This window comes from Deinococcus arboris (assembly GCF_009755355.1).
In the GTDB taxonomy this organism is placed as follows: domain Bacteria; phylum Deinococcota; class Deinococci; order Deinococcales; family Deinococcaceae; genus Deinococcus; species Deinococcus betulae.
The window spans coordinates 12,529-29,893 of sequence record NZ_WQLB01000043.1 but is presented as its reverse complement, the minus strand read 5'-3'; the positions used below and the strand labels follow the sequence as shown (position 1 = coordinate 29,893).

At 62.2% G+C, this 17,365-nt stretch carries 11 protein-coding genes and 3 pseudogenes; 7 read left to right on the top strand and 7 right to left on the bottom strand.

Annotated elements, in window-relative coordinates; genetic code table 11:
- Window positions 1-26: 26 nt before the first annotated feature.
- Window positions 27-656, bottom strand: coding sequence for an EAL domain-containing protein (locus GO986_RS20500; protein ID WP_157461381.1), 630 nt, complete (start codon window positions 654-656; stop codon window positions 27-29).
- 269 nt (window positions 657-925) lie between these two features.
- On the opposite strand from GO986_RS20500, the pseudogene GO986_RS20495 reads away from it, so the two are divergent.
- Together GO986_RS20495 and GO986_RS20490 are read left to right on the top strand one after the other, a co-directional pair.
- Window positions 926-1,642: pseudogene (locus GO986_RS20495) on the top strand (IS6 family transposase).
- A 571-nt stretch (window positions 1,643-2,213) separates the two neighbouring features.
- Complete coding sequence (locus tag GO986_RS20490; RefSeq protein ID WP_157461380.1) at window positions 2,214-3,158, top strand: hypothetical protein; 945 nt, start codon at window positions 2,214-2,216, stop codon at window positions 3,156-3,158.
- A gap of 2,349 nt (window positions 3,159-5,507) precedes the next feature.
- Here GO986_RS20490 and GO986_RS20480 read toward each other — a convergent pair.
- Complete coding sequence (locus GO986_RS20480; RefSeq protein WP_157461379.1) at window positions 5,508-7,772, bottom strand: NHL repeat-containing protein; 2,265 nt, start codon at window positions 7,770-7,772, stop codon at window positions 5,508-5,510.
- Between the two features lie 268 nt (window positions 7,773-8,040).
- Here GO986_RS20480 and GO986_RS23115 point away from each other — a divergent pair.
- Window positions 8,041-8,678: pseudogene (locus tag GO986_RS23115) on the top strand (IS6 family transposase); the annotation flags it as partial.
- A gap of 356 nt (window positions 8,679-9,034) precedes the next feature.
- Here GO986_RS23115 and GO986_RS20475 read toward each other — a convergent pair.
- Window positions 9,035-9,436 (bottom strand): hypothetical protein, encoded by a 402-nt coding sequence (locus GO986_RS20475; RefSeq protein ID WP_157461378.1) that lies wholly within the window; start codon window positions 9,434-9,436, stop codon window positions 9,035-9,037.
- 7 nt (window positions 9,437-9,443) lie between these two features.
- Complete coding sequence (locus GO986_RS20470) at window positions 9,444-10,040, bottom strand: YceI family protein (protein ID WP_157461377.1); 597 nt, start codon at window positions 10,038-10,040, stop codon at window positions 9,444-9,446.
- Window positions 10,041-10,209: 169 nt separating this feature from the next.
- On the opposite strand from GO986_RS20470, the gene GO986_RS20465 reads away from it, so the two are divergent.
- Both GO986_RS20465 and GO986_RS20460 read left to right on the top strand, forming a co-directional pair.
- Window positions 10,210-10,887 carry a response regulator transcription factor gene (locus tag GO986_RS20465; RefSeq protein WP_369409506.1) on the top strand — a complete coding sequence of 226 codons (678 nt, stop codon included), beginning with the start codon at window positions 10,210-10,212 and terminating at the stop codon, window positions 10,885-10,887.
- Window positions 10,884-12,272, top strand: coding sequence for a sensor histidine kinase (locus tag GO986_RS20460; RefSeq protein WP_369409505.1), 1,389 nt, complete (start codon window positions 10,884-10,886; stop codon window positions 12,270-12,272). The genes GO986_RS20465 and GO986_RS20460 overlap by 4 nt, the downstream gene beginning before the upstream one ends.
- A gap of 301 nt (window positions 12,273-12,573) precedes the next feature.
- On the opposite strand, the gene GO986_RS20455 is transcribed toward GO986_RS20460, so the two are convergent.
- Window positions 12,574-13,200, bottom strand: coding sequence for a calcium-binding protein (locus GO986_RS20455; RefSeq protein WP_157461376.1), 627 nt, complete (start codon window positions 13,198-13,200; stop codon window positions 12,574-12,576).
- Between the two features lie 100 nt (window positions 13,201-13,300).
- Between GO986_RS20455 and GO986_RS20450 the strand changes: the two genes are divergently transcribed.
- Together GO986_RS20450 and GO986_RS20445 are read left to right on the top strand one after the other, a co-directional pair.
- Window positions 13,301-13,993 (top strand): hypothetical protein, encoded by a 693-nt coding sequence (locus tag GO986_RS20450; protein ID WP_157461375.1) that lies wholly within the window; start codon window positions 13,301-13,303, stop codon window positions 13,991-13,993.
- 271 nt (window positions 13,994-14,264) lie between these two features.
- Window positions 14,265-14,906 (top strand): ArsR/SmtB family transcription factor, encoded by a 642-nt coding sequence (locus GO986_RS20445; protein ID WP_157461374.1) that lies wholly within the window; start codon window positions 14,265-14,267, stop codon window positions 14,904-14,906.
- A 70-nt stretch (window positions 14,907-14,976) separates the two neighbouring features.
- Here GO986_RS20445 and GO986_RS20440 read toward each other — a convergent pair.
- Window positions 14,977-16,113 (bottom strand): annotated as a pseudogene (locus tag GO986_RS20440) (MFS transporter); the annotation flags it as partial.
- 641 nt (window positions 16,114-16,754) lie between these two features.
- On the bottom strand, window positions 16,755-17,024 hold the full coding sequence (locus tag GO986_RS20435; RefSeq protein ID WP_157461372.1) for a hypothetical protein: 270 nt from the start codon (window positions 17,022-17,024) through the stop codon (window positions 16,755-16,757).
- Between the last annotated feature and the right edge of the window lie 341 nt (window positions 17,025-17,365).

The following is a 17,365-nucleotide window of genomic DNA, read 5'->3' as shown; positions in this document are numbered from 1 at the left end:
TAGGTTCTCAGTGCACGAGGCGGCACTTACTGTGCCGTTCCCTCCCACAGAGTGACCAGCCAATGGGTGAGTTCAGCGGCGGGCCTGGGCCTGGCCAACAGGAAAGCCTGCACCTGCTCGCACCTTAGGAACCGCACCAGCTGCACTTGGCGCTCAGTCTCGATGCCTTTGGCCACCACGGTGAGTTTCATTGGAGAGCTTAGGACGGAATGGCCGGCCCCAAAGGTGCACAGGGCCATGAGCACGCCCAAGCGGCGAAGCTGACGGATGGTCCGCGCCGCGCCCTTAATGTCCCGGATCACCAGCCGCTCAGTGACCTCCAATTCCAGCCACTCGCCGCGCAGGTGGTGGCGGGTCAGGGGGTCGCGCATGCTGTCGACAAAACTGGGTTGGGCGAACGGCCGGGGCGAGATATTGACCGCCACCCGCAGCGGGGTGCCTGCCGCCTGCCAGCGCGCGGCCTGGTCCAGCACCCAGGTGCCCAGCGGCAGAATCACAGCGTTGTCCCCGGCTATCGGAATGAACTGCTCAGGCGGGGCTTCCCCCAGGTCGCGGTGGGGCAGCGCCTTCACGCCGGTCACGGCACTGCCCCGCAGCTGCGGCTGAGAGGGCAGCGCAAATTCCTGCCGGTCCACCAGCGCGCCGCGCCGTCTCAAGGCGCTCCTGGGCGTGCACGGTGGCCTTCATCTCGGCATGAAAGACGTGGTAGCTGTTTTCCCCTCCGTTTTTGCCTGGTACATGGCGAGGTCCGCGCGGCGCTGCAGGGTGTCGGCGTCAGGCACCGGCGCGGGCGACTCGTCCGGGGGCTACCCCTGATACGCGCTCAGTCCGATGGAGGCGGTTACCACCGCCGGCTGGCCTAGGCAACTGAAAGGGCCTCGCCAGGATGAGTTCTGGTAACTTAAGCCCGGTAGGCTGGTGAGTTGTGACTGACCAGAAGCCCTCCCGCCACCGTTTTCCCCTGAGCATCATTAGGTATGCGCTGTGGCTGTACCGCCGCTTCCCCCTCAGCCAGCGTACTGTCCAAGAACTGCTCCATACGCGTGGCATTCACGTCAGCCACGAGACGCTCCGTCAGTGGGACATCGAGTTCGCTCCACTCTTGACGGAGGAACTGCGCCAGCCAGAACACTACCCCGGTTCTCGCTGGCATCTGGACGAGATGCATGTGAACGTTCGTGGGGTCACGCACTGGCGGTGGCGAGCTGTGGATGAGCACGGCCATGTTCTGGACATCTTGCTCCAGGACTACCGGGAGACTGAGGCCGTCACGTCCTTTTTCACGCACCTGTTGGGGCAGTATGACGTCCCGACGATGATTCAAACGGACAAGGTGCGGAGCTACTGGGCAGCGCTTTGCGTGCTCCAAGCGGTGGAGCACGTCCAAGTGCTTTCGACTGCTTGATGCAACAACATGATCGAACAGTCGCACCGCAGGGCACGGCAGCAGGAACGCGGACAACTGGGGTTCAAGCGACGACGGAGAGCTCAGGAAGTTCTCGCGTTACACACTCGTACCTCGAATCTTCATCACCATACCCGCACGACTGTCTCTTCGACAATCAAACGAGTCAACCAGTGCTGCGGCACTGGAACGCCGCGTTGGCTCAAAATCAGGCAACGAGCTGGGGCATTACGATGAGGTTAAATCGCCAGAACCGCTCGTTGCTATGCTTAAGAACAAGCGCCAGTGCCTCCATCTATTCTTTCATTCAAGGGGATGTCTGAAGTTTGTGAGCGCCGCTCTATATCTTGAGTGGAAGCAGACCTTTCGGATTCGGGCGCAAGGTCATCTCAACCGTTTGCTCTTTTCGCTGGAGGCTCAACCGTATGCGTGTTGCTGCACTTTTATGCCTCACTCTCTTACTGTCGTCTAGGTGCATGCAGAGCATCAGGTGAACCTCGACTCTTTCCCTATCTCCCTAAGTCCCACAGCGCATAGCACCCCTACGCCCGCTGTCTACATTCAATCGCCTGGATGGCGTGCAGCCTACCGCTTCTACTCGCATAATTCATTGGCCACATCGTCACCAGTCCCCGCGGCGTCCCGGTCAGTGCCACCTCTACCGTCGGCAACCTTCAGTTACGATAAGACCTCAACAATTACTCGTGTATCCGCGTGGCGGCCAATCCGTAAGGCGGAATCACCAGCACTTCCTCCAGTGCAGGCAATTTCACTACCGACGTCCTTCGGATTCAATAGGAGCGACCATATGAATCGATTGTTTTTTCTCCTCCTGGGCACGTTGCTCCTTGGCGCTTGTGGCCAGCCTGCCGTACCCAGTGAGCCCCCCACCGCCGACCTAACACCCGTCGGTCAGCCCTTCACCCTCACTTTTACCGGGCTGGGCACCCCTGACTTCGCCGTCAAGCTCAACACGGCCGTGGCTAAGCAGGCCCTCACCGACCAGCAAGGCAGCGTGGTGCCCGTCCGAGTGCTCAACCGGGGCAGTGTGGACATCATTCCCGCCGGTCAGGCCCGTACGACCGGCTTCCGGTACGTCTACTCGGTGGTCAGCGTCACGAGTACTGCGGCACTGAACAATGTCAGTTTCCTGGGTGTGCGGACGACAGGCAGTCTCAATGACACGGCCATCAGTGCCCTCATCCGCGCGCCCGGCGCCGCGGCCTACACCCCTTCAGAGGCCGGGACACTGGCGCTGAGCACGCAAGCTGCGCAGGCCAGCACGGTTAATCCTACGACAGGCGCTTTGCAAGTCCTGCCGAACACGGATGACACAGTGCAGTATCTGCCCGAGAGCGACTTGTACACGCCACCCGGCATGTTGGGACTCCTGCCGTATGGCTTCACCGTCCTGAACAGCAGCACCCTGGGCCGCATCTTAGCGGTAGGGACCGAAGCCAATCGCATGGTGATTGGCATGAAGGTGCCGCTGCAAGCCAACACCCAAGACGATCCGTACGCCTTCAGTTTCACGGCAATTCCGGTGAGTGATAGTGCCAGGCGCGTGACGCAGAGCCGGGAGGGAATTCTCAGCAACAACAATGCCAATGTCCAGGCCCGTGCGACCGCTATTGGTGGCACCATCACGGTCTTAAGTGGCAGCACGCTGCCTGGTACGCTGGTCCTGCCCAGCGTCCGCACGGCGGGCCCGGCTGGCGCAGCGACACGCACCATCACGGCGCCTGCTCCCTAAGACCTTACCTTTCACCTTACCTGATCCCAGGGAGTCCCTATGAAGCGAACCATGATGTTGACCCTCACCGCGCTGCTCAGTTTTGCGACCGTGGCCCGTGCTCAAACCACTGAAGTGGAGATTTCAGGCCTGACTATCACGCCAGCAGACGAGGGCAAAGTGCTGATGATTCGCAACGGGCGTGTTGTGATTGTCAGCCTTGATGAATTGCCGCAACTACGAGGGCGTCCTGGCGTTGATGGTGCCCCTGGACCAAAGGGCGACAAAGGCGATGCCGGAGCCGCTGGAATTGGCGTGGCAGGCCCAGCCGGTCCACAAGGCTCAGCGGGGCCTGCCGGACCGACTGGCGCCCAAGGACTGAAAGGAGACAAGGGTGACGTCGGTCCGGCGGGCGCGACCGGGGCTGGGGTGGCGGGACCTGCTGGCCCACAAGGCCCGGCTGGCGCGACGGGTGCCACTGGGGCGGCGGGAGCACCGGGTCTTCCAGGTCCAGTAGGTCCGCAGGGTCCAACTGGCGCGATGGGCGCCCCTGGGGCGGCGGGGGCACCGGGGCCAGCCGGCCCGCAGGGTGCTGTGGGGCCCGCTGGAAGTGTAGGGCCACAAGGGCCGGCGGGGCCAATAGGACCCGCCGGGGCCACTGGGGTCACAGGTGCAAATGGCGCCACGGGCGCCCCTGGACCGTTTGGTCCGACGGGAGCACAGGGTCTTCCAGGGCCAGTAGGGCCACAAGGGCCCGCCGGTGCGACAGGCGCGACCGGGCCTCAAGGGGCACCTGGCCCGGCTGGGCCACAGGGTCCTGCAGGTCCAACAGGACAAATTGGGGCAACCGGAGCGCCGGGCGCCACTGGATTGGATGGTCCGCAGGGTCAGACAGGCGCGACGGGGGGCACTGGAGCTACGGGCGCGACCGGCGCGCAAGGCAACGCAGGACCAACAGGAGCTCAGGGCCCCCAAGGCATTCAGGGCCAGGCTGGAGTCACTGGTGCCACCGGGGCACAAGGGAATGCCGGGCCAACGGGAACTCAGGGTCCGCAAGGGGTACAGGGCGTCACCGGCACTCAAGGTCCAACTGGTGCGACCGGTGCGCAAGGCAACACAGGACCAACAGGAGCTCAGGGCCCCCAAGGCATTCAGGGCCAGGCTGGAGTCACTGGTGCCACCGGGGCACAAGGGAATGCCGGGCCAACGGGAGCTCAGGGTCCACAAGGGGTGCAGGGCGTCACCGGCACTCAAGGTCCAACTGGTGCGACCGGTGCGCAAGGCAACGCAGGACCAACAGGAGCTCAGGGCCCCCAAGGCATTCAGGGCCAGGCTGGAGTCACTGGTGCCACCGGGGCACAAGGGAATGCCGGGCCAACGGGAACTCAGGGTCCGCAAGGGGTGCAGGGCGTCACCGGCACTCAAGGTCCAACTGGTGCGACCGGTGCGCAAGGCAACACAGGACCAACAGGAGCTCAGGGCCCCCAAGGCATTCAGGGCCAGGCTGGAGTCACTGGTGCCACCGGAGCACAAGGGAATGCCGGGCCAACGGGAGCTCAGGGTCCGCAAGGGGTGCAGGGCGTCACCGGCACTCAGGGTCCAACTGGCGCCCAGGGTGCACAAGGACCCCAGGGGATTCAGGGGCCAGCCGGAACGACTGGTGCCACAGGTGTACAAGGCGCCACAGGTGCGGCAGGTGCACAAGGACCCACCGGTCTCCAGGGTACCCAGGGGCCGCAAGGGGTCCAAGGACCAACCGGCACTGCCGGAGCCACCGGCGGACAAGGCGCGACCGGCGCAGTGGGTGCGCAGGGCCCGACTGGCGCACAAGGGGCACAAGGACCTCAGGGGCCACAAGGGCCAGCAGGCCCACAAGGGCCGGTTGGACCCACGGGGCCGCAGGGCCCCACAGGACCTGCTGGACCAAGTGTTGTGCCGCTGGGCCGGTCCGCAGCAGACGACAACAAGGTCTGAGGGGCAGAGGGAGAGGGGGTGAGCTGAGCTCACCCCCTCTCCTCTCGAGCTGCTTACCAGGCAGCGGCATCCTCTGCGAATGCACTTGACGGTCCCTCTGATCTAGGCCATAGCAGCGCGCGGTCTAGGCTGGAGGTTGAATCAGGCCTGTCGCCTCAAGAGCTGCGATGCCGCGCACGGTGGCTCACCGATCACGCCGCCAGACGAAGAACCTCAGATAAGCCGCCCGAAGCACTGCACACCGTTACTGCCACATGATCAGGACTCTATGTCGCAGCGTCCCGTGGCTCACTCAGCTGCCACGCGTGGAGAGCAGTGCCTGCACATCACGTTGCTTGAGCAAGAAGCGGCGGCAGTTGAGCGTGTCAACCTACTGAGGTTAAGCTGCCAAAAGACTCACGGAACAGCACGGATGATGAAACCGTCCGACGGGCTACCAGTAACGGTTCCTGCTGCCACTGCTTTACCATCACTCTGTAGATCAAGTGCGTAACCGTATTCGGTGATGCTGCCACTGTCGATCGGCGCACGGAGATAGCCTTGCGTTCCATATGCGGTGTCCAGCGCCCCTGTGGTCGTTAGACGCATCAGTAGGGGGTCAGTTCCTGTGGCTGCCCCATTGTTGGAGTTCCCAGCGATCACCAATTTGCCGTCAGTTTGTTGCCGGACAGCATTCGCAGTATCCAAGGCATTCCCGCTTCTTCCGGGGTCAAAAAATCCAATACCTCCACTGCCAAAGCTCGTATCGAGCGCTCCAGTTGTTAGGTAACGTGCTACAATGATGTCTTGTCTCGATCCCAGATTACGATCGCCCACAGAACCGACAGTGACAATTTTGCCATCCGATTGAATGGTCAGTCCGTTCGCCCGATCTGATCCAGAGCTAGTCACAGAGGCAATGCGTTGCGTAGCATCGGTAATAACTATGCCGTCGCCGTCAAAAGACGTGTCAAAAGAACCATTGGCGTTAAATCTAGCCAAAGCAACATTCTCGTAGTCATTTCCCGCTTCAGATGTGTAACCGGCTACAACGATTTTACCATCAGACTGTATCTCTACGGCGTTTGGGACTTGGACAAGAGCGGTCGTACTGTATTTAAAGTCAACTATTCCATCCGTATCGAAGGTCGTGTCCAGCGAACCGTTCGCATTCAAACGGACGATTCTTGCACTTGTGGTCGTCGTGCCAATCAAAACCACTTTATTATCACCCTGTACGGCAAGGGCTGTGAGTGAGTCCACTCCCGTTCTATTCACGATGGCGTAGCCATTCGTGCCGAACGATGAGTCTAAAACACCATCCGCGCTGTAGCGCGTCGCGGCGAAGTCCGTTCCATAGGTGCTGGGATTTCCGTTCACACCAGGAATCCGGTTGGTCCCACCAATCACAAGTTTACCGTCGGTCTGTTGACGGAGGCCAAGCACCTGATCGTCGCCCCCGAATACATTGATTGCTCGACCGTTTGTGCCGAACGTCGTGTCAGGCAACCCTTCAGCGGTGTACCGCACAAGCACCGTATCTGAATCATTTTGAGCTGAGGATGCGTCCCCAGCCACAACGATTTTTCCGCTGGATTGTACGACGACGCCACGCAAATCGTCATTGGTTCGGGCGTCAACACGCACGATGCCACCAGACCCGAAACATGTATCGAGTTGACCAGGGGAAGACGACGCGCCGCTCGAAGCTGTCAAGAAGGCATTCGGGCTGCCTGCATTTCCTGCTACGCGCACTCGGCAGAACACCGTGCCACTCGTTCGTGTTGACCCTGCGAGCGTTTTGATGACTGGCGTTCCAAGACGGTTGACCGCCGCCTGGAACGCCGTCTGGTTTCGGGGAAGTTGTGCTTCCAGAGACTCTGTGATACTCGTAACACTGTCAAGGACAGGCACAAAGGTGAGTTGGACCGTATATGGATCATCCTTCGGCAAGGCCTGAAGAGGAATTTTGATGGCGAGCGTCACTGTCCCCGTATTAGACCCAACAGGAAGGGTTCGGCTAGGTCCTGCATGGCTCACGAACCCGTAAGGGAGCACGCTGCCCTGCTGACCGTTCGGCAGCGTGAGGCCCGCAACATCCGCCTCGTTGTACAGCTGTAAAGCATCTTCCTCACCTGGCACCAGTGCGGGCACCTGCGCGAAGACATCTTGCGTGACTGGGCTGGCTGGATCAATAGCAGCGGCCAACGCGGTCAATTCGCTACCAGTGTATGGAGCCGCACTGCCACCTGGGTACTTGGTCAGGGCATAGACCGCACTCTGAGCAGGATTTCCATTGAGCGCTGCACCTAGAAACGTCAAGTTTGTGACAGCCGTACCACTAACGCTGACTGGAAAGGTGACGTGGAGGTAACGGAAGCCCGCTGAGCGCGGTTGTCCGGGAGGGACAATGTCTGTACTACTCCGTACAGTGGCCGTTTCACCGACTGTCACGCTGGTTGGACTGGTCAGGGCCTGTCCACTCAAAGTTTGAGCGGTGACGACCGGTTGGGCCTCGCCCAGGCCACTAAAGGTAATGGCAATGGGTGCACCGACAATGACGGGCATAGGGGGCTTGACTGGCTCTTCGACAACTGGAGTCGGCAGAGGAGCCTCTGCGAGGTCCTGGCGACATCCGGTGAGCAGCAGTGCAGTAAGCATGATGAAAACGGGAACACGCATAGCTTGTACCTCCAAGGTCTCATCAGAATAAATTCTGGGACTGTCAAAAATCTTCAGATCACTCAAGCGTGAAGGGCTTCCCCGACTCACAGTCAAGTCTGCAGGAACAGGAAAAGTCGGCTCTTGTGGGAGTCATTTCAGGAAAACCGGGCCAGGACGCTACTGACAAGAAACGTGTCTTGGCAGAGTAACATCCTGTTTTGCAACCTCAATGCGATTCTGGCAACTTAAGCCCAGTAGGCTGATGAACCGTGACTGACCGCAAGCCTTACTGCACCGTTTTCTCCTCAGTCAGCGAGACGTTCAAGAACTGCTTCACGAGCAGGGCATCCATGTCAGTCACGAAACCCTGCGGCAGTGAAACATCAAATTCGCCTCATTGTTGGTACAGGAACTGCGCCAGCGAGAACGCCGGCGGGGTTCTCGCTGGCATCTGGACGAGATGTGTGTAAACGTTCGTAGGCGACGCACTGGTTGTAGCGAGCTGTGGATGAGCGCGGTCAAGTCCTGTACATCTGGCTCCAGGACTACCAAGACACCAAGGCTGCAATGTCCTTTTTACATACCTGCTGCGGGAACATGACGTCCCGACGGTAATTCAAACGGACAAGCTAAGGAGCAGCAATCAGAGCGTTTCCTGTGCTGCACAGCGTGGAGCACGTCAGGGTCGTTTCTGCTGCACGCTGCACCAACCTGATCGAGCAATCTCGTCGATCAACCCTGCAGCAGGAATGCCCACAGCTGGGCTTCAAGCGAGGACAACGAACCCAAAAATTTCTTGCGCTCCACGCTCGAACCACGAATCTTCACCGCCAGACCCGAACGACTGTACCTTCCACAATCAGACGAATCAACCAGTTCACAGCGTTACGCCACTGGACCACCGCCAAGCAGATCGCCGCCTGAGGATCAGGCGGCGATCTGGGTCGCTTTGACCATGATGGGGTCAAGTTGCGGCTTCCAGCTTCTCGGCGAACGTCTGCAACTCCTGGGTCAAGCGGGCAGTTCAAGATTATTGGCTGAGTGACCCTTGCTCGGCTTTGACCACCTAACCCAGGTGTGAAGACGAGTATGCCTGGGCTTATCATGGATGACTGAGGGTGACTCGGTGGTCCAGTCAGATGCAGCAAGCACAACAGTGGCCGCAGTCATTTCTAAACTCACACAGCGCTCCACGGTCTTCTGAATCTTCCTGCGACCACGTTCAGGCAGCACATAGAGTGGCAAGCCTTTCCGGTGAGTCCCCGGTTCAGTGTGCCACTCTATGTTCGGCGTCGGGCCAAGAACCATAACCCGCCGAAGAGCAGAAGAGCAGCGGCAAAGCCCGCAGCCACGGCTAGTTGCACAAAGCGCACTGTTTTGAGCTGCAGGGGGTAGATGTTCTGTGCTTTGAGGTAGGTATCGTTGACATAGCGGGCGCCACCTGCCGTCCGTCCGTCGAGAAAGGCCTCCGGATCCCGAATGATCATTTGCTGTGGCGAGCCGATCAGCGTGCCCGGCCCGCTCTCGCCGAACAAACTGGTGGCGGCGGCGCTCGTGGGCGTCACCAACTGCACCAGCTGAGCGCCCCGGCCATACCACCAGCCGGTGAGGAGCGTGACCAGCAGCGCCAGGAGGCAGAGCAGGGCCAGAATGCCCAGAGGCCGGCGGAGGCGGGCGAGCATGCGGCGATCAGCTGCCGCTGCTGGCGACAAACTTGAGACTGACCGTCAGGGTATCATTGACCTGTCCGCCGATCCGGCTGTTCTTGACGCCGTAGTCACTCAACTTCACTGGGAAGCTGGTGCTCACGGCCAACACGTCGCCCTTGAGGCCGGCCGCCTTGGTGGCCGAGCTGGCTGGCGTCTGCTTGACGGTGGCGGTGCTGGTCACGTTTTTGGTAACGCCGTTCATGGTCAGTGTGCCAGTGACGGTGTATTTGTCGCCGCTCATCAATTTGACCGAAGTGGTTTTAAACGTTACAGCAGGCGCCCTGTCGAAGTTGAGCCAGTCGGCACTCTTCATATGGGTGTCGCGCATGCCATTGCCCGTGGTGATGCTGGTTCCGTCAACTGTTACGGTGCCGCTGCCACTCTTGGCCGCCGCATCGTAGCGGAGCGTGCCGCTCACTTTGCTGGTGCGGCCCGTAAAGTTCTCCACGCTGGTCTGGCTCTCGACCGTCATCAGATTCAGCTGGGTGGCGCCGCTGACCACGGTATAAGTCACAGGGGCGGCGCTGGCAAGGGGCAAGGTCAAGGCCGTCAAGCTGAGCACGATGAGTCGCTTCATTTGATCCTCCAGAGAATGGGAGCAGTAGACGAGGGAAGTGAGAAAGGCGGCCGCCGCGTGCTCTGCGGCCTCCTGTACGGTAAGCAGGTCAGCTGTGCGTGGCCTGTGCAGCCGGAGGCCCCGCGCACAGGCGGCGCACAGGCGGGCGTGCTATGCCGGAGGGGTGAGTGTGTCTGCTGTTCTCCCCCGCCTGCTGATCGTGGAAGACGATCCGGGTATCCGCGACTACCTTCAGGTAGGACTGCGCTACGAAGGGTTTGAGGTCAGCACGGCGCCCACCGCCGGTGAGGGCCTGAGCCGCTACGCCGAAACTGGCGCCGACCTGATTATTCTGGACGTGATGTTGCCGGGCCCCGACGGCTACGCTTTTTTGCGTGACCTGCGGCAAAGGGCCCCGGTCCCCGTCCTGATGCTGACGGCCCGCGACAGCGTTGAAGACCGCATCCGGGGGCTGGAGGGCGGCGCCGACGATTATCTGGTCAAGCCTTTCGCATTTGGAGAATTGGTGGCCCGCATCCGCACGGTGCTGCGCCGCACCCGACCGGATATCGTGGAGTTGGCCCGCTACGCCGACCTTGAACTGAATGAAGGCACCCGTGAGGCTTTTCGGAGAGGCCGGCGCCTGGACCTGCGGCCCACCACCTTTAACCTGCTGCTCTTCTTGACCCGCCACAGCGAACGGGTGTTGCCCAAACAAGTTCTTCTGGACGCAGTCTGGGGACAGGGTTTCCTGGGCAGTGACAATGTGGTCGAACTGTACGTGGGCTATGCGCGCCGGGCACTGGGGGATCCGCCCCTGCTCCATACGCTACGCGGCTCTGGCTACTTACTGCAGGAGCGCCGGTGACTGCCCACCGCATAAGGCGGGCTCTGCTGCGCCTCCCTCTGGAACTGCGCCTCTTTCTGGCGCTCCTCGTCACCATCCTGATCGTGACCTTCAGCATGTATGGCCTGGTCCTGCTGCAGGCGCGCGACTACGCCGAAAACCAGCTGAGGCAGACGCTGCGGCAAGAGCTGACCCACCTGAACACATCGGGCGGCCCCCTACGCAACCGCTTACAGGCGGCTGCACAACTCAGTGACAGCTGGGGGGTCTGGATCGCGCCTGGCCAGGCCCCCCACTTTACGGACGGCCTCCAGCATCCTGCCCCACCCGTGGCCGCCTTGGAACGGGCACGCCAGGGCCTTCCCGCCGAGTACCGTACTCCCCACACGCTGGTGCAGTTGCGGGCTGTGCCTGGTGGCGTGGTTGGCCTTTCCGCCAATCTGGACAGCATCTCGGACTTCGTCCTGCGGCTGTGCCGGATTAACCTCATGATCGCGGCGGTGCTGGTCACGCTGGCGTGTGGGATTGGGGTCACCCTTATTCGGCTGGGCCTCCGCCCCCTGCGCCGCATCACGGCCCAGGCCCGGGAATTGTCGGCCAGCCGACTCCATCAGCGCCTCGCTGTCCCTGACAGTCATGACGATGTGCGGGCTCTGGCCCAGAGCCTCAACAGCATGCTCGACCGGCTGGATCAATCGTTCAATGACCTGCGGGCCGAAGAGGCCCGGACCCGCGCGTTCGCCGCCGACGCTTCCCATGAACTGCGGACACCCCTGACGGCGCTGGGCGGTTATCTGGAAGTCCTGGCCCGCGCCCCGGAAAACCAACAGATGCGCCTGGAACTGCTGGTGTCGGCGCGCCGTGAAGCTGACCGGGCAGGCCGACTGGTCGAGGATCTGTTGACGCTGACCCGCCTGGATTCGGGCGAGACTCTACGCCCAGAACCGCTGGAGGTGCGCGCCTGGTTGGACCAGCTGGCCACACGGGTCCGGCCTATCATGCCGGAGCATCAGGTGGTCATCGAAGTGCAGGGCCTGACGCAGCTGTGGGTGCAGGCCGACCCCCTGCGGCTTGAACAGGCCCTCTGGAACTTGCTTAGAAATGCAGCCCGCCACGCGCCCCACGGCTCCACCATTGCCGTGCAGGCGCTCCAGCACCTGGAGACCGTCACGTTTGAGGTTCGGGACGAGGGTCCGGGCTTCACGCCTGAGGGGCTGCAGCGCGGGTTTGAACGCTTCTACCGCGCCCAGCGTGACCCGACCGGAGCTGGGCTGGGTCTCGCTATCGTGCAGAGCATTGCCCAGGCGCACGGCGGCTCGGCAGGCCTGGGCAATCGGCCCACGGGTGGGGCCTGGGTGCAGTTCACTGCTCCGGCCTGGCCTCGCCGCAGCCCTCTGCCCAGCTGACCGGCTGGGCCCTGAGAAGCCCATCCCAGTGGTGCCTGTACCCCTGAGATTGTCACTCATCTCGGGCATGCGGCTCAGTTGAATGGCAAACACTGATTCATGCTTCAGTCGATTCTGGCCAGAAATGATGCAGGCGGCTTGATGCTCAAGCCGCCTCTTGAGTTCCTGCTCACGTCAGGTTGCCAGGATCGCCCCCACTGACAACTTCGTGCAGTCCTTCCCTGGTTCGCATACTGGACGTGAGGCACCAAGCGAAGTCCAAGGCAGCAATTTGCTTACCCGACCTCGCCTTGGACAGCGGTCAGGGGCAGTTCACTTTCTTGTCAGGTTTGAACAGGCCGTTTCCGCCCCCATCACAGTCATCATACTGGGGACCGCCATCAAGGAAGTCCGTATCGCCATTGCCCCTGAGCGTGTCGTCACCTGCTTCTCCGTAAAGGTTGTCTCGGCCAGAGTCACCCTGCAGGTAGTCATTGCCAGTGAAGCCGTACAAGGTGTCGCCGCCTGCGTCACCCTGGACATGATCGTCGCCCGTCCCCCCATACAGCGTGTCATCGCCAGGATTGCCGGAGATCCAGTCATTCCCGTCACCGCCATCAATCTGGTCACGGCCCCCATACAGCACCGCATTCGAGATGCCGTTCCAGTCGCCGTAAATCACGTCATTGCCGCCCAGGCCGCAGATGATGTCGTCGCCCTGATCCGCGTAGATCACATCGTCCCCTGGCGTACCCACAATGACGTCGTTCCCCGTGGTGCCGATGGTTATGAGATTGGGTTGGGCTTCAATCGTGGCGGTTTGGCCCAGACAGGTGCCGGCTTGGGCGTGGAGCAGGGGAACACTGGCCACCGGTGTACTGGACGGCGTGGACTGGCCGCAGGCTGCAAGCACCACCGGAAGGATCAAGACGAAAGCAGATTTGTTCATAGATGCTCCTTAGCAACGGGGACGGAAGAACAGGGCGCATCTCGGTATAAACCCGCGCCTGCACGTCCCGCACGGGAGAATGATGCACTACGGTATTGAAATGAAAGGGCACTTTTCAGTTCAGCGCTGGACCACCGTCACCGATCCGCAGGCGGTTGAAACCCTGCTCAATCCACAGTTGTTCCGGTATGTGCGGCCATTTCTTGGGCACGAATGCACAGCGACAGAAGCGGCGCGGGTGATCGGCAGCCGGGTGGACACCATGCTGTATCAAATTGGTCGCTTGACCCGACTGGGGTTACTGGAAGTGACGGCCACCGAGCAGCACCGGGGGCGCCCCAGTCGGCGCTACCGCACGGTGGCCGAAGGCTTCGTCTTGCCTTTCTCCGCGATGCAGGCCGAAACATTACTGGACCTCTTTTTGAAGCGGGACGCGGAGACCCGTCAGGCCTTCGGTGCCCGCCTGGTCGCGGCCCTGGCCGGCGAAGGGGGCGGGTGGCATGTGCGGCTCTACCTCAGTACGGAAGATGCGTCTGTCAACTGGGAGGCAGTGCCAGATCACCGGCCAGATTGGCGTCAGGAAGACCTCTTGGCGCCCGGCGCACCAGCGTTGTGGCATACCAACATCATGGTCTCCCTGACGTTTCAGGAAGCCAAAGCGCTGCAACGAGAGCTGTTGGCGGTGTTCACCCGGTATGCGGTCTCGTCCCAGCAGGCGCTGGCATCCGTAGAGCGCCAGCGCTACGCCTTGCAGTTGGGCCTCAGTCCCCAACCTGTAGGTTCAGAATGGTGAGTGACCAGAGAGGGGTGACTGAGGTTTTCAGCCACTCCTGTCTTTCCCCACTGTTGTCCTGGCCCTGAAGCTGGACGGCGCCTGCACGCTTGAGAGAGCGTAAAAGCCTATATCCCTCTTCACTGACGCTGTTCAGGCGTTAGATTTCTGGCACCAGTGGGTGGCGTTGGTCTGGCTGGGTGCCGACCCATCACAGTGAAGGTGAAGGCTTCCCGGTCAGTCTCCACGTCTCGCCTCTGGGGGCGTCCCCTGCCTCTGTCAGACTGGGCCGGTGAGCCCGACCATGTTCACGGCCACCACGTCCACGCAGGCGCGGCTTCTGCAGCAGGTCGCCTGCCTGCGCTTGCTCGCTCCCCTCTGTCAGCGCTCCCTCAGTGCCAGTGAAGTTGCACACCTGGCCCGGGTTCCCCTGAAAGCAACGTGCCATTACCTGGCCCAGCTGGTGTCTGCTGGCCTGATTGTGGTCGAGGGGACGCGGCCCCGGACCGGCCGACCAGTCAAGATCTACCGCGCGGTCGCCTCAGGCTTCCGGGTCCCGTTTACTCTGACCTCTCACGCGACCATTCGTGAGTTGCTTGACCGCGTTTCCGGCGAATTTGTTCAGGAGGTGGACCTTCATCTGGCCAAGTTGTTTGCAGCTGACCTTCAGACCGACCTCCTGATCACGCCCGACGGGCAGGGCCATCTCCGGACGACCCTGGCTCCGCAGAACGTGCAGCCAGACACCTCATTGCCCGGCGCTTTGAGTCTTCTGAGCCGCTGCCGCTTGACCCCCGCCACCCAGCGCGAGCTAGAGGGCCGACTGCGTGACCTGACAACCTGGCTGACGGAGCAAGCGGCCCAGCAGCGTCAGACCCTTGAGGCGGAACCCTGTCTGGTGGGCCTGTTGTTTACCCCTGCTCCCGAGAGCTGACGTCCTCAGATACGGCTCCGCGGCGAGGGCGGACGCTCATCACCCCAAGGCCTGAAGCGCGTTTGAGCCTCTAGGTGTTGGTCGGGGCCGCCGCCGTCTCTTCGAGCCGCAGCACGCCGTGCCAGACCAGCGCAGCCAGCAGGGTCACACTCCCCGCCACTCCAAAAATCACCTGAACCGGCACCTGGTCTGCCAGAGGAGCCAGGAGCAGCAAGATCAGGGGCATGCCCGCCATGCTGACCACCGTCAGGAGGCTGCCCACCCGACCATAAAACGCGGGGGCAATGCACTGTTGAAACAGGACGCCAATGGACACGTTGGTGGCGGCATTGGCCAGCCCCAGCAGCGCGGCCAGCCCATACATCTGGGCAGCTGTCTGCGAGACACTCAGGACCAACACGGTCAATCCCATAGCTGCCAACCCCAGCACACTGAGGCGCCGCACCGGCACCCGCGCCCCCAGCGCGGCCAGGGCGAAGCTTCCGGCAGCCAGACCGCCCAGCAGCAGGCCGAAGAACAGGCCGAAGCCTTGAGCGCCGGCACCCAGCGCCGTCATACGAGCGGGCAGGAGCATCTCCAGCGGCGCGAAACAGGCATTGATCAGGAGCGCCAGCACGGGCAGACTCAGGGTCAATGGGCTGCGCCGGGCGTACGCCAGCCCCGCGCGGACGTCGACCCAGAGCCCCTGTCCTGCAGGGCTCGGTGGGCGGGTGGGGAACTCAATTCCCAACAGTAAGGTGGCAAACACCAGAAACGACACGCCATCCGCCAGCAGGGCCGGGGCGCTGCCCACCGCGCTCACCAGGACGCCACCGCCAATGAGCCCGGCGAGTTGCATGGTCTGTGTGCTGCCCTGGAGGAACCCAGACGCCCGCGCCAAGTGCGCGGGTGGGACCAGGCGGGGCGCCACCCCCAGACTGGCCGGACTGTAGAAGGCACCGATCAGTCCCGTCAGAAACGAAGCCGTGTAGATCACAGGCAGCGGCACCTCACCCTGCAGGGCAAGGAGGCCCACCGTCAGTTGCAGGGCGCCCCGGAGGAGATTGCCTGCCAGGAGCGGGAGGCGCAGGGGCCAGCGGTCGATCAGCGCGCCGAACAGGGGCGAGAAGAGGGCGGGCAGGAGGGTCAGGGCCAGGTTGACACCCATGAGGCCTGCACTGCCGGTCTGGTGGAGCACCAGGAAACTCGTGGCGATGCCGGCCAGCGAGGTGCCTAGAGCGCTCTATGCGCTGCCAAGCCACCACAGGAGAAACGAACGGTTCCAGAGTCGAGTGGGCGTAGCTGTCATGGTCTCAACGTGAAGGCGAAGCTACTCTACAGGCGACGCCTCACATGGAGTAGAGCGGTAATGCAGCCAAGGAGATGAGCAGTGGTAGACACCGACATGTGTTGAGAGTGCACTCCGCCGGTACTCGATAACACCAGGGGGCCGCCCTACTCAGCAGTCGGCGCGGTGCGGCGGCCGTTGGGCCCTATAGGGTGGCCAGCACGACAGTTGTTAACAGTTCAAGAATTGTGCTCAACTCGGTATCAGCGGCTCTTCATCGGCCTCACAGGCAGGACGCCTGCGGCGGAGGTGGGTGGAGCGTCAGAGAACTTCCACGCTCGGTCCACGGCCTGCTACCTGCCTGCGCGCATCAACTGGGCAGCTTACCCACTGTCTGCGAACACATCATGCCCAAGCTCTGCACGACCAGTCTGACCCCAGTGCTGAGCAGGGCCAGGAGGACGCCACAGACCAGCCGCACGGTGTGCCGACGCCCTTCCGCGGCTGCGGAGTTGGCCACTGACAATCCCAAGGCCTATGAAAGCGGCCAGAAAGGCGAGTCCAGACGTGGCCATACTTGATCACACCACGCCCTCCGTCATCACACCGTCACCCATGCGGCAGAGCTGGACCGCACCTTGCGCCACTCGTTTGGCCCGCTGCCGTTCCTGCTCGGCTGCGCTCAGGGACATCCACCAGATCACCGAGCCCACGATGAGCAGCACCGGCGCGGCGGCCACCAGGACCCAGCCCCAGCGCTTAGGCCGCCCAGCGGTCCTGGCGCGGCCCAGGACTTCTGTGCCGGCCAGGAACAGCAGGAGAGACCCAAAGCAGATCAGCAGCGGCACCATGCCGCATCAAACCATGCTGACCGCTCTCTCCCCACGGGAAGCAGCAGAAGAGGGCTGCGCTCCTGGAGCAGAGGAGTCACACCCATCCCGGCCCCCTCCTGCTGCGGGCTCCGCAGCAGGTCTGAAGCGCTGGACTGGGCGGCCTGCCAACTGCCGACGCTGCCGATGAGGAGCAAGAGCACCAGGGGCGGGATCAGCAGGGCACTTACGGGCCAGGCCGCCCCCACCTGGCAACAGCGCACCTGCCGGATGGCCCAGACCGCCAGCGCCAACGCCACACACACGAAGACACCACTCCACAGCATCAGCACGCATCAGAGCGTATGTGCTGGCCAAGCGCC